We start from the raw sequence: 12,300 nt of genomic DNA on the forward strand, positions 1-12,300 counted from the left end.
CATGCAATTTCCTGAGTCTTGGCTACGTGCCCTGGTTAATCCCGAGATCACAACCGACGAACTGGCTCATCGCCTCACGATGGCTGGCCTGGAAGTCGAAGAAACCGCGCCGGCCGCGCCGCCCTTCACGGGCGTGGTCGTGGCCCATATTGTGTCGATCGAGCCGCATCCCGATGCCGACAAACTGCGTGTTTGCCAGGTTGATGATGGTTCCGGTGAACTGCTGCAAATCGTTTGCGGTGCTCCCAATGCGGCGCAGGGCTTGACTGTACCGTTGGCCCGTGTTGGTGCCGAACTGCCCGGTGGCATGCAAATTGGCGTCGCTAAAATGCGTGGCGTGCCTTCGGCGGGCATGCTGTGTTCCGCGCGCGAATTGGGCCTGTCCCAAGATCACGCCGGTCTGCTCGAGCTGCCCGGCAGCCTGGCCCCGGGTCAGTCGTTGCGCGAAGCGCTCGATCTGGACGACACGCTGTTTACCCTCAAGCTCACGCCTAACCGCGCCGATTGCCTGTCGATTCTTGGCGTGGCGCGCGAGGTCGCAGCCCTGACGGGCGCGCCCTTGTCGGTGCCCACCGCCGTTGCCGTACCCGTGTCGCTGCAGGATCGCCTGCCGGTCAATGTCTCCGCACCCGACCTGTGCGGCCGTTTCGCGGGTCGTGTGATCCGTGGCGTCAACGCACGCGCCGCCACGCCCGCTTGGATGAAAAACCGCCTCGAACGGGCAGGCCAGCGGTCGGTATCGGCGCTCGTTGATATCTCCAACTACGTCATGCTCGAATTGGGACGCCCGTCCCACGTGTTCGATCTGGACAAGATTGGCGGCGACGTCGATGTACGCTGGGCACGCGACGGCGAAAGCCTGACGCTGCTCAACGGCCAGACCGTAGAGCTGAGCCCCAAGGTCGGCGTGGTGGTCGCGGGCGATCAAGTCGAAAGCCTGGCCGGCATCATGGGGGGCGAAGCCACCTCCGTGACGCTAGACACCACCAATATTTATGTCGAGGCGGCGTTCTGGTGGCCCGAGGCCATCGCCGGTCGCGCACGTCGCTACAAATTCAGCTCCGAAGCCAGCCATCGCTTCGAGCGCGGCGTCGACTACGCCAGCATTCCCGAGCACCTGGAATTCATCTCGCGCCTGATCATCGATATCTGCGGCGGCCAAGCCGGCCCCGTCGATGACCAGATCGTCAATCTGCCGCGTCGCGAACCCGTGCGCATGCGCCTGTCGCGTTGCCACCGTGTGCTGGGTGTCGACGTGACGCAAACCGAGGTCGCACAGATCTTCTCGAGCCTGGGTCTGTCGTTCCAGGTCGAGGGCGATGACTTCACGGTCGAGCCGCCTTCCTATCGTTTCGATATCGAGATCGAAGAAGACCTGATCGAAGAAGTCGCCCGTATCTACGGTTTCGAGCGTCTGCCCAGTGTGCCGCCCATGGCGCGCGCCGAGATGTTCTCGCAACCCGAAGATCGCCGTGGCCCGCATACCTTGCGCCGTCTCGCCGCAGCCCAAGACTACCAAGAGGTCGTCAACTACAGCTTTGTCGAGGCCGACTGGGAACGTGATTACGCTGGTAATGACAATCCCGTGCGCCTGCTCAACCCGATCGCGAGCCATCTGTCGGTCATGCGTTCGAGCTTGATCGCCGGCTTGGTGGCCAACATCCACTACAACGCCAACCGCAAGCAATCGCGCGTCCGCGTCTTCGAACTGGGTCGCGTGTTCCTGCGCGATGCGGCCCAGCAAGACGGCCCGCTCGCGGTCGCCGGTGTCCGCCAGCCATTGCGTTTGGCCGGTGCTGCCTGGGGGCCCTCCGTCGAAGAGCAGTGGGGCACGCCGATACGCCAGGTTGACTTTTACGACGTCAAAATGGATGTACTGGCGTTGTTCGGCGCCCGTGCCAGTGGACTGCGTTTCGAGGCGGCAGAACATCCCGCGATGCATCCGGGCCGCAGCGCGCGTATTGACCTCGATGGCCAGCCGGTCGGCTGGATCGGTGAACTGCACCCGCGTTGGGCGCAACAAGCCGATCTGCCGCACGCGCCCGTGGTTTTCGAGCTCGAGGTCGACGCCCTGTCACAGGGTCAACTGCCCCAGGTACGCGAGCTGTCGCGTCAACCCGTCGTGGTTCGCGACCTGGCGCTGTGGGTCGATTTGCCGGTCAACGCGCAGGCCATATTGGATACAGTGACCGCAACAATCGCTGCAGATGCTACATTGGCTGTAATAAAGGACGCGCAGTTATTCGACGTATGGCGGGACAAGCCTCAGCATGGCCGGCCCGTCACCGAAAAAAGCCTCGCGTTCCGTTTCTGGCTGCAGGACACTGAAGTCACGCTGGACGAAGCCCGCGTTGCCGATTGTTTGGCCCGAATCACTCAGGCCCTGGTCAGCGCCCACGGCGCACGCCAACGTACTTGAACCATGAGGACCGCTATGCTTGCCGAGGCACGTACGCTGACGAAAGCCGAACTCGCTGAGTTATTGTTCGAGCGAGTGGGGCTGAATAAACGCGAAGCCAAAGACATCGTCGATACTTTCTTCGAAGAAATCCGCGATGCCCTGGCGCGCGGCGACGCTGTCAAGCTCTCGGGCTTTGGCAATTTTCAGGTGCGCAACAAGCCCCCCCGTCCCGGGCGCAACCCCAAGACAGGCGAGACCATACCCATCGCGGCACGGCGTGTCGTCACGTTTCATGCCAGCCAAAAATTGAAAAGTGTGGTCGAACAAGTAGAGCCGGCGACTGCGAATCCTCACGCGGAGTGATACGCTTTGTCGGCAATTGTTATCGGCTTATCGTCTATCACGGCATAAAATCCCCCTATGACTCGTCCCGAACCCTCCGTTGCGCTGCCGCCCATTCCCGCCAAACGTTACTTCACCATTGGTGAGGTCAGCGATCTTTGTCTCGTCAAGCCACACGTGCTTCGCTATTGGGAACAGGAATTCACGCAGCTGAGCCCGGTCAAGCGCCGTGGTAATCGTCGCTACTATCAGCACCACGAAGTCCTGCTGATCCGCCGTATTCGTTCCTTGCTCTACGAGCAAGGCTTCACGATCAGCGGCGCGCGCAATCGTCTCGGCGACTCACGCGATACCGTGCATGATCAAGACGCCGCCGTACGCCTGAGCGGCGCGGAGATTCAGTCCTTGCGCAACGAGTTGAGCAACATCTCCGCGATGCTCGCCGAGGCGCTGAACACGCAGTCGTCGGGCAGCGCGGGGCAGGGCAATACGGCTGCACAATCAGGCGGCAACGCATCGTAAAAAATTTCGCGTTCCCCTTTCAAAAAGGCCTGCATTTCGATGCAGGCCTTTTTTAGTTCTGATATACTCTTTTTCTTTCGGGGCGTAGCGCAGCCTGGTAGCGCACTTGCATGGGGTGCAAGGGGTCGCGAGTTCGAATCCCGCCGTCCCGACCAGCAATACCGAGGGAGTTAGTGATATTAGTCACTAACTCCCTTTTCCTTTTGCGTGACTTCATCTACGCAATCCGCCGCTTCAGCATCGTCAATGCGGGTGTATGCGTTGTGGTCGCTGCAATCTTGTCTGCATACTCGATCCACTTGCCGATCTCGGCCGCAGAATAGTGCGACGTCACGCTTCGGTATTACACCGGCGCTAACAAATTAGCCCTCCCAATAGCCCAAAAGAAAACCGCTAGGAGGCGCCGGCCCTTGCGCTGGGTGACGCGCCTGGCTGACGTTGGCCGTACTCTAGAGTGGGGCGGGTGGCATAGAATGGGGGTTCAAAACAGCTTGAGGGGGCCCGCATGATTTCTGAGAACCTTCCCCGCTTTGTTGCCGTCGCACTGCTGATTGTGGGCTTGACAGGATGCGCACATAAGAATGAGGCAGGACAGACGGAGGGGAGCGTGGAGATGTACGGCACGGTCGATGTTGGAGTTGGCGGCACATCAACTCGGTAGGCAAAAGAAAACCGCCCGGAGGCGGTCTATGGTTCTAGATCTATGTGCTGAATCGTTGGTCCTCTTCTGTTCTCCCAGTTGGGATAACGATACGTTGAGGAACTTAAATAACTCGAATCGTGCGGACTTCTCGATAGTTCCAACGAGTTCGACGAAGTACTTTGCATTTCTAGCCGACAGTAGCGCAAACGGGGCGTGATCGCCGAGAATATTGTCTGAAAAGCCCGCCTCCTCAGAAAAGTAGAGACTACGGACCTCAAATTCTTCAAGGTGGTATCCGCAGGCGGAAAACCCATTCGATAGCCAAGTTCAAGGCGTCGAGCCGCGCGTTCCCCAATAGCCGCAGTCCCCGACAGAATTTGAGAAAAATAACTTTTCTCCTTTGCTGGGACGCCATGGATTTGTGTCCACGCACGGAGGTTGGCCTTTCGAATATCTTGGATGTTCATGGGCAAAGTTTATAAGACACTAAATTAGTAAACACTTGACCATACGGTTTGGTAAAAACGGAACTGGGTCATGGATCTGAAAACTTACCTAACGAAAAGCCCGCGCGGGACCGCCGCATCACTTGCGAAGTCGCTCGCTATCTCTCCGTCTTATTTGTCGCAGATCGCTTCCGGCTGGAGTTTGCGACTAAGCAGCTATCGTTTCAGATGGGGTATTTGCCAATGCCAGAGCGGCACATGGCAAGCGCAGCAACTATTTAGTCTAGACTCGTTGCCAAAGCGTCTAGCCCGAATCATAATAAATCCCGCAGACTGTCGAGTTGTCAGCCGAATTTATGAGCCTCGCCATGTGCGGGGTTTTTTCTGGGCGCTCGAGCTGCCTCTTCTTCCTTTGGGAACTTGACTGCCTGTGTTTTCGGAAGCAGGCATGTTCCTTTTACAGCTGCGCCTCGATGGCTACTTTGTCTAACACCGACCATACGTTTCGAATCTTCCCGTCTAGAAACTCATAAAAGACATTCTCAGAGAATTGAACCTTCTTCCCGTTGATGGGCAGTTCAAGAAATGTACCTTTTGGCGAGCAATCGAAATTTAAACGTGCGGCAACAGTGCCTGAGTCCGCAACCAGTAGCTGAACATTGAAATGGAGATCGGGGATTTGGACGTAGTCATTTTCCAACAGAGCTTTGTAGCCTGAGAGTCCAATGGGTTGATTGTTGTAATGCAGGTCTTCATGGACAAATTGTTCTAGCTCTGGCCACGCTTGCTCATTCAGGCATGCGATGTAGTCTCTATATATTTTGGAGAGATTTTCGCTGCTCACAGTAGCTTCCTTTAAGTGCGCTCTGAAGGTGAGGCGGGACATTTAGATTGATCTTCACTATAGCACCGCGACTTGTACCTGCTTTGCGTCAACGAAGAGGCTTTCACGCCCCGCCTGAGTCTGCCTGACCTGCTCCCCATGATTAGTACGAAATCGATGTAGAGTCCGTTCTTAAAGAACGGCAATGAAGAAGCGATTTACGGAAGAACAAATTCTTGGCGTGCTCAAAGAGGCCGATGCAGGTACATTGAAAGTTTCAACGGGAAATTCCGTGATGAATGCTTGAACGAGCACTGGTTCATGTCGTTGCGCCAAGCCAATCCTTGATCGAGGACTGGCGCGTCGAGTACAACACCGACAGGCCACATAGCGCACTTGGATATTTAACACCCGAGCAGTTTGCTCAGGCCCACACACAACGAAAATTATTAACCCTGGACTCTATCTAGAAACCGTACTAAGTCCGGGGGCAGGTCACTTTTCATTTCTGGTGACTTTTGTCCCACTGCGCGTCGCAGTTCTGTGATGATCGAGTGAGATAAGGCTGCCCACGAATTGGCCGCTGTGACCAACTTTATTCTACTTTTGCAGTCTCGTCTTGTTCGCAACTGCAGGTGGGTATGATCCGAAACGCACTCCCCCTAATCAACATGCAAATAATGAAAACCATGGAACCGCGTTGGGCAACCGTCGTCCCCGAATTACTCGTTACCAACCTGTCGCAGAGCCTTCGGTTTTGGGTGGGCCTGTGTGGTTTTTCAGTTGCCTATAGCAGATTGGACGAGGGGTTTACTTATCTAGATCGAGCGGGCGCGCAGGTGATGCTAGAGGAACAAGGAATCATAAGAAACTGGGTCACGGGTCCGATGGAACGACCGTTTGGCAGGGGTGTCAATCTTCAAATAACCGTGAGCGACATTGATCCGATCGTCGACGATCTCCGGCGTGCAGACTGGGCACTTTTTCTTGAACCCGAGGTTAAGTGGTATCGCGCGGATTCAACGGAACTGGGTGTTCGCCAATTTATTGTTCAAGACCCGGATGGGTATCTATTGCGGTTCTCATCACGACATGGCGAACGACCTGCCAAACATATTCCCGCTCATCCTTGAGTCTCATTTAATTTTCGATACGGCCCAGTTTCAGCGTTAAAGGGGATGCTCGGGGTGATCGCTATCACTGTTCAGTAGGGCGGCGAGCCAATCTTTGATCTCGGCTTCAGGTAGCCATTTCGCCAACGCACTGACGAAGTTGTCCGGTGTTGCTACTTCCGGTACGCGCGGGATCGGGTTGGGAGTACGTGAAAAGCGAGGGGCGGGCGTCGGCTGTACTATGCCATCGATTTCAATGAAGGAGCCGCGGGCTTTTAGTTGAGGGTGTTGCGGTGCCTCGCACATGTTTAGTACCGGCGCGAAGCAGGCATCGGTGCCTTCTAGTAGCGCGCACCATGCGTCTCGGGGTTGAGTCTTGAACGTCGCCGCGAAAACCTCGCGCAGACGGGGCCAGTTACTTCGATCCATGTGATGGCCGAACTCTTGGGGCTCGAAGCCCAGGCGTTGCAGTAGTTCGTTATGGAAGCGTTTCTCGATCGGCCCGATGGATATCCATTTGTCGTCTTGGCACTGGTAGACGTCGTAGAACGGTGCGCCCGAATCCAGAATGTTAGTGCCGCGTTCTAACGACCATCTGCCACTGGCTATTGCTCCATAAAAGGACGTTGAGAGGTTGATGGCACCTTCAACGATGCACGCGTCTACCACCTGGCCCAGGCCTGAGCTGTACGATTCGTGCACTGCGGCCAGCACACCGGCAACCATGAACATCGCACCGCCAGCCATGTCACCCATCAGGGCGAGTGGCACTGTCGGCGGCTGTCCCGCTCGTCCGATGGCATCGAGCACGCCACCAATGGAGATGTAGTTGATGTCATGACCGGCGGACTGGGCGAGCGGGCCGTCCTGGCCCCAGCCGGTCATGCGCCCATACACCAGGCGAGGGTTGCGTTGCAGACATACGTCTGGCCCCAATCCCAGTCGCTCGGTTACCCCAGGCCGAAAGCCCTCGATCAAGACGTCGGCGCTTTTTACCAAGCGTAGTACCAGTTCGACTGCTTTTGGGTTTTTCAGATCGAGCTGGATGTTGTCGCGACTGCGTCGAAGTAGCTGATACTGGATGTCGCCTTTGGGCGTGCCCAGATCGGCCACGACTGTGCGGTCGACGCGCAGGACGGTTGCGCCCATGCCGGCCAGCACCGTGCCGGCCATTGGCGTCGGGCCAATGCCGGCAAGCTCTATGATTTTCAGGTTAGCGAGTGGCCCCATGGCAGTCATTGTCCTCTTCTGGTGACGTGGCGACTCATTCGGTGCCGATGTCGGCGGCGATACCCGGTTGCCCGCGGTGTGCGATATCTTCCACGAGAGAAAACTATTCTTGGTTTCTCACCGTTGATGGCGTAAGAGACAAAGTATTAACGCTATATCGGCCAATCACAATTTCTGTATTCCGAACTGTGCAATACATGACAGTGCAAGCTCAGAGCTTTCGGTGTCAGCATGTTGACAAAACGCCTGAGCAATATGTTCGGGTGCGGTGGATCGGGTGGCCGGCGTTGATATGCATCCTCACTTCGGTTCGATGCTGACCGATATTCCATGTTGCGGAATAAGGGGGTGGCGGCAAAGTGGAGCCTAGAGAATACTGAAATGGTCGATGAGCCGAATCGGCCGCATTTTTCACATAAAAGAAGCTCTATGGATATAGCACCACAGATTGCCATCAAACCCGCCAGCAGTACGCCGGCACAAGAACAAGTCCGACGTGAAATACGGCAATTTCTGGCCGAAAACCTAGGACCAAGAGATTCGCGTTCGGCTTGGTATTGGAATGAGTTCTGTCCTGAGTTCACCCGAAAATTAGGGGAAGCGGGTTGGTTGGGAATGACTTGGCCCAAGCAGTATGGTGGGCGTGATCGCCCGATGTTGGAGCGCTTCGTGGTGTTAGAGGAGCTACTAGCCGTAGGCGCTCCTCTGTCCGCACATTGGGTGGCCGAACGACAGTGTGGTCCGTTGCTCATGCGCTATGGAACACCTGAGCTGTGCGACGCTATTGTGCCGCGCATAGCTAAAGGCGAGATCTATTTCTGCATTGGCCTGAGCGAGCCTGATTCGGGCTCCGATCTGGCTTCTATCCGTACGCGTGCTGAGCGCGTGTCTGGGGGGTGGGTCATCAATGGAAGCAAAGTTTGGACGTCTCATGCGCATAAGACTCACTATATGAGCGCACTGGTACGCACCGCACAAGGCTTGCCGAGTAAACACGCTGGCTTGTCTCAGTTCGTGGTGGATATGAAATCACCCAATATTACCGTCCGCCCGATTCGGAACATGGTGGGAGGCGATGGCTTTGCCGAGGTAATTTTTGACGATGTCTTCGTACCGGATACCCATCTGATCGGTCAAGAAGGTGAGGGGTGGAAGCAGGTCACTACTGAACTGGTCTTCGAGCGCAGCGGCCCCGATCGCTATCTAAGCAGCCTTCCTCTGTTGTCGGAGATGCTGGACCGCGCCGATGAAAACGATCGGTTGCAAGCCGTGGAATTGGGCTTAGCCCTGGCGGAACTAAGCAATCTGCGTGCTATGTCGCGCGGCATTGGTCAAATGCTCACGTGTGGAGAAGACCCGCGTCTGGCCACGTCGATAGTGAAAGACCTGGGCGGTGTGCACGAGCAGAGCATTCCACAGTTGGCACACAAGCTGTTTGGCGAAGAACTGCGGCAAGCCGGCGATTCGTTCCAGCGCGCGCAGACGTTCTGGACGCAATATTCCGTTTGCTATTCGATCCGCGGAGGAACGCGTGAAATTCTGCGAGGAATCGTCGCAAAAGGGTTGGGACTGAAATGAGTGAGCTGGAAATCATGCTGGCAGAAAGTGCCGGTCGAATTTTTGCAAACGAAGTGACTGTCGCTCAAATCGAGCTCATGGAGTCCGGTCAATGGTCGACGGAACTCTGGGCTCAGCTTGAAGATAGTGGACTCACGCGTGTGTTGGTTACCGAGAGCGACGAAGGCGCGTCTGCTTCATGGAGCGAAGCATTACCCGTATTGCTGGCAGCAAGCAAGAACTTAACGCCCGTGGCTTTTGTTGAAACGGTCCTTGCGGGCTGGATCCTGAGTCAACTGGGTATTGCTGTGCCGCGTGGGGCCATGTGTCTTGCCTTGCCAAAAGGCGAAGTGGAATTCGCGTCACATGGAGCAGGGTACTTTACGGGCAAAGTCTCGGCCCCATGGGGACGTTGTATCAAACACGTGCTGGTTGCTGTGCGCAATGAGAGCGACGATTCCCCAGTATGGCTGCTGTTGCCCTCCGAAGGCGTACAGGTCGAACAGGCGACGAACGCCGCCGCAGAACCTCGCGACACACTGGTGTTCGAGGGGACTCCAGTTGTCGCACAGTGCAGAGGATATGGGGGCGATCCAAAGCTGCTTGGTGCTTTGTTGACGTCCATTCAGATATCAGGCGTGCTAGAGCGCATTTTGAATCAAAGCGTGCAGTATGCGAGTGACCGGGTGCAGTTTGGAAAGCCTATCGGGAAATTTCAGGCGATTCAGCAACAGCTGAGTTTGATGGCCAATCATGTGGTGGCTGCACGCATGGCCGTTGCTACGGCCTGTGACGCGATGGAGAGTCCCAATTGGGAGCGCCAGGCGATGATCGCCAAGGTCGTGTGCGGTCAAGCCGCCAGCGTAGTAGCAGGTATTGCGCACCAAGTGCATGGCGCGATCGGATTCACTTACGAGCACACACTGCACTTTGCCACTCGTCGTTTGTGGTCCTGGCGTGCTGAGTTTGGCGGCGATTCTGAATGGGCGGAAAAATTGGGGCGCGAGGCGATCGCTCGAGGCGGCAAGGCTCTGTGGGCCGACCTGACGATCTATCACTGAAACGCGCAGGGAGATTTACTCGTGAACGATATCAAAAACAACGATTTGTCTGTGCAATGCGACCAGTTTGTCGCCACTGTCACGATTCTCCGTTCGCCGCATAACCACCTTGACGCGCAACTGGTTGCTCAGTTGGCGGACGCGTTCGAGAAACTAGATGAAGACTCAAAATGCCGAACGATCGTGGTGGCTGCTGAAGGCAAGTCTTTCTGTGCCGGAGCCGACTTCTCCAAGCCGCGTGAGGGCGGAACTATCGTGCGCTCGGGAGGCAACATCTACAAGCAGGCGGCGCGCCTGTTTCGCACGCGCAAGCCGATTATTGCGGCGGTGCATGGTGCGGCGATTGGAGGAGGCCTGGGTCTGGCCATGATGGCTGACTTTCGAGTCACCTGTGATCAGGCACGTTTTAGCGCCAACTTTACTCGCCTTGGGACTCACCCGGGCTTCGGGCTGACAGCGACGCTGCCACGTGCGATCGGCCATCAGCAGACGGCGTTGTTGATCTATACAGGTCGCCGTATTAGTGGCGCTGAGGCTGTACGCATAGGTTTGGCTGACGTGCTGGTGCAGCAGTCGGAAGTAGGACATGCAGCTTGGCAGTTGGCGAAGGAAATTGCGGCGTCGGCGCCGAAATCTGTGATGTCAGTGCGGGAAACGTTGCGGCGTGGTCTGGCGGAGGAAGTAGAGCGCGCAACAGAGCGCGAACTTACCGAACAATCCTGGCAGTTTTTGATGGACGATTTCAAGGAGGGTTCGGCCGCCATGTTGCAGCGTGTCATGCCGAATTTTCGTGGCCAGTGAACTTTGCCTTCTGGATGGGATAAGCACGCTGCGCGAGTAGACGCGTTGTTTATCTGAATAAGCCTTCTAGCTTTTTTAAAAGTTGACCAATATGAGCTGTATTCCCGGCCGCCCGCCCCTGAAAGGCTTGCGGGTCGTTGATCTCAGTACTGTAATGTTTGGCCCGTTTGCCAGCCGTTGGCTGGCTGACTACGGTGCCGACGTTATCAAGGTAGAGTCTCCCGAAGGCGATTCGACACGCACGACCGGAGTCGCGCGAGAGCGAGGCCTGGCCGGTAGCTATATAACCATTAATCGAAACAAGCGCAGCGTTGTTTTGAATCTTAAGCAGGCCGCGGGGCGTGACGCTTTGTTCAAGCTGCTCGACGGTGCCGACGTGTTTATGCACAACATCAGGCCGCAGAAAATTCGGGCGTTAGGGCTTGATTCCGAAACGATCCGAACGCGCTTTCCGCGTCTCATTTGCGTCAGCCTGACCGGATTTTCCGAGGTAGGACCTTATAGTGGCCGACCGGCCTACGATGACATCATCCAGGGTATGTGCGGTTTGGCTGACCTGATGCGTCGACAAACGGACGAAATGCAATATCTGCCAACCGTGGCAGCCGACAAGATCTCTGGCTTGGTGGGTGGCCTAGCGATTCTGACCGCACTCTGGGCGCGTGAGCGAACAGGTGAAGGCCAGGCCGTCGAAGTACCGATGTTCGAAAGCATGGTCGACTTCACGCTGCTTGAGCATAGGGGAGGCAATGCCTTCGTACCACCCGAAAGTGGCATCGGCTATGCGCGTGTCTTGGCACGCTGGCGTCGTCCTTATCGCACGCTAGATGGATATGTGTGCTTGATGCCCTATACCACCGCTCAATGGGAACGCTTCTTTACTGAGATCGGAAAGAAGGAGTTGGCTGTTGATTCACGGTTTCAGTCCATGGCGAGCCGAACTCAACACATTGAAGCCCTGTACGCAATTGTTGGCGACGCCGCGACAACACGCACGTCACAGGACTGGCTTGATACTTGCCAACGTTTGGATATTCCTTCTGGCCCTATCACCGATTTGGATCGAGTGCTCGATGACCCGCATTTGAACGCTGTCGGTTTTTTCCAAGATCTACCCGAAGCGGACAACAAGGGCTCCGCCCGGCTGAGTACGCCGGGTGTGCGTTTCAACGGCCAATTGCCGGTGCTCCATTCTGTTAGCCGTCTGGGGCAAGATACGCGGCAAGTGCTCAAAGAGGCGGGACTCGATGAGGGGGAAATTGAGGCTCTCCTTTCTTGCGGCGCTGCCTACGAATCCATGCCGCAGAAGAGTGAGATCGGTAAATGAACTGCCGATTGTCGGTATTGCGAATTTTCCTAATT

Annotated in this window: 10 protein-coding genes, 1 tRNA gene and 1 pseudogene; 10 read left to right on the top strand and 2 right to left on the bottom strand. The window is 56.3% G+C overall.

Features of this window, described 5'->3' with window-relative positions; all coding sequences use genetic code 11:
* The first annotated feature begins 1 nt into the window (after position 1).
* The 4 genes from pheT (at position 2) to ACYVDM_RS09055 (ending at position 3,420) form a co-directional block, all read left to right on the top strand.
* Positions 2 to 2,419: a phenylalanine--tRNA ligase subunit beta gene (pheT, locus tag ACYVDM_RS09040; RefSeq protein WP_415786636.1), complete on the top strand. Its 2,418-nt coding sequence runs from the start codon at positions 2 to 4 to the stop codon at positions 2,417 to 2,419.
* Positions 2,420 to 2,422: 3 nt separating this feature from the next.
* On the top strand, positions 2,423 to 2,764 hold the full coding sequence (locus tag ACYVDM_RS09045) for an integration host factor subunit alpha (RefSeq protein ID WP_415786634.1): 342 nt from the start codon (positions 2,423 to 2,425) through the stop codon (positions 2,762 to 2,764).
* Between the two features lie 57 nt (positions 2,765 to 2,821).
* A complete protein-coding gene (locus ACYVDM_RS09050) occupies positions 2,822 to 3,265 on the top strand; it encodes a MerR family transcriptional regulator (RefSeq protein WP_415786632.1) in 444 nt (147 codons plus the stop codon).
* 78 nt (positions 3,266 to 3,343) lie between these two features.
* Positions 3,344 to 3,420, top strand: a tRNA-Pro gene (locus ACYVDM_RS09055).
* A gap of 1,391 nt (positions 3,421 to 4,811) precedes the next feature.
* Here the strand turns inward: ACYVDM_RS09055 and ACYVDM_RS09060 are convergent.
* Positions 4,812 to 5,240, bottom strand: a complete 429-nt coding sequence (locus tag ACYVDM_RS09060) for an ester cyclase (protein ID WP_415786630.1) — start codon at positions 5,238 to 5,240, stop codon at positions 4,812 to 4,814.
* Between the two features lie 201 nt (positions 5,241 to 5,441).
* Here ACYVDM_RS09060 and ACYVDM_RS09065 point away from each other — a divergent pair.
* Both ACYVDM_RS09065 and ACYVDM_RS09070 read left to right on the top strand, forming a co-directional pair.
* Positions 5,442 to 5,647: pseudogene (locus ACYVDM_RS09065) on the top strand (integrase core domain-containing protein); the annotation flags it as partial.
* 210 nt (positions 5,648 to 5,857) lie between these two features.
* Positions 5,858 to 6,310: a bleomycin resistance protein gene (locus tag ACYVDM_RS09070; protein WP_415786628.1), complete on the top strand. Its 453-nt coding sequence runs from the start codon at positions 5,858 to 5,860 to the stop codon at positions 6,308 to 6,310.
* 36 nt (positions 6,311 to 6,346) lie between these two features.
* Here ACYVDM_RS09070 and ACYVDM_RS09075 read toward each other — a convergent pair whose 3' ends face one another.
* Positions 6,347 to 7,519, bottom strand: a complete 1,173-nt coding sequence (locus ACYVDM_RS09075) for a CaiB/BaiF CoA transferase family protein (protein ID WP_415786626.1) — start codon at positions 7,517 to 7,519, stop codon at positions 6,347 to 6,349.
* A 429-nt stretch (positions 7,520 to 7,948) separates the two neighbouring features.
* Between ACYVDM_RS09075 and ACYVDM_RS09080 the strand changes: the two genes are divergently transcribed.
* The 4 genes from ACYVDM_RS09080 (at position 7,949) to ACYVDM_RS09095 (ending at position 12,265) form a co-directional block, all read left to right on the top strand.
* Complete coding sequence (locus tag ACYVDM_RS09080) at positions 7,949 to 9,097, top strand: acyl-CoA dehydrogenase family protein (RefSeq protein ID WP_415786624.1); 1,149 nt, start codon at positions 7,949 to 7,951, stop codon at positions 9,095 to 9,097.
* Positions 9,094 to 10,137 (top strand): acyl-CoA dehydrogenase family protein, encoded by a 1,044-nt coding sequence (locus ACYVDM_RS09085; RefSeq protein WP_415786622.1) that lies wholly within the window; start codon positions 9,094 to 9,096, stop codon positions 10,135 to 10,137. Before ACYVDM_RS09080 ends, ACYVDM_RS09085 begins: the two co-directional genes overlap by 4 nt.
* Before the next feature lie 21 nt (positions 10,138 to 10,158).
* On the top strand, positions 10,159 to 10,938 hold the full coding sequence (locus tag ACYVDM_RS09090) for an enoyl-CoA hydratase/isomerase family protein (protein WP_415786620.1): 780 nt from the start codon (positions 10,159 to 10,161) through the stop codon (positions 10,936 to 10,938).
* Positions 10,939 to 11,029: 91 nt separating this feature from the next.
* Positions 11,030 to 12,265 (top strand): CaiB/BaiF CoA transferase family protein, encoded by a 1,236-nt coding sequence (locus ACYVDM_RS09095; protein ID WP_415786618.1) that lies wholly within the window; start codon positions 11,030 to 11,032, stop codon positions 12,263 to 12,265.
* Positions 12,266 to 12,300 lie beyond the last annotated feature (35 nt).

This window comes from Bordetella tumulicola, from assembly GCF_054779135.1.

Bases quoted from the DNA above. Each gene is read 5' to 3' on its own strand.
- pheT (WP_415786636.1), top strand. From the start codon at position 2: ATGCAATTTCCTGAGTCTTGGCTACGTGCCCTGGTTAATCCCGAGATC.
- ACYVDM_RS09045 (WP_415786634.1), top strand. From the start codon at position 2,423: ATGAGGACCGCTATGCTTGCCGAGGCACGTACGCTGACGAAAGCCGAA.
- ACYVDM_RS09050 (WP_415786632.1), top strand. From the start codon at position 2,822: ATGACTCGTCCCGAACCCTCCGTTGCGCTGCCGCCCATTCCCGCCAAA.
- ACYVDM_RS09060 (WP_415786630.1), bottom strand. From the start codon at position 5,240: ATGTCCCGCCTCACCTTCAGAGCGCACTTAAAGGAAGCTACTGTGAGC.
- ACYVDM_RS09070 (WP_415786628.1), top strand. From the start codon at position 5,858: ATGAAAACCATGGAACCGCGTTGGGCAACCGTCGTCCCCGAATTACTC.
- ACYVDM_RS09075 (WP_415786626.1), bottom strand. From the start codon at position 7,519: ATGGGGCCACTCGCTAACCTGAAAATCATAGAGCTTGCCGGCATTGGC.
- ACYVDM_RS09080 (WP_415786624.1), top strand. From the start codon at position 7,949: ATGGATATAGCACCACAGATTGCCATCAAACCCGCCAGCAGTACGCCG.
- ACYVDM_RS09085 (WP_415786622.1), top strand. From the start codon at position 9,094: ATGAGTGAGCTGGAAATCATGCTGGCAGAAAGTGCCGGTCGAATTTTT.
- ACYVDM_RS09095 (WP_415786618.1), top strand. From the start codon at position 11,030: ATGAGCTGTATTCCCGGCCGCCCGCCCCTGAAAGGCTTGCGGGTCGTT.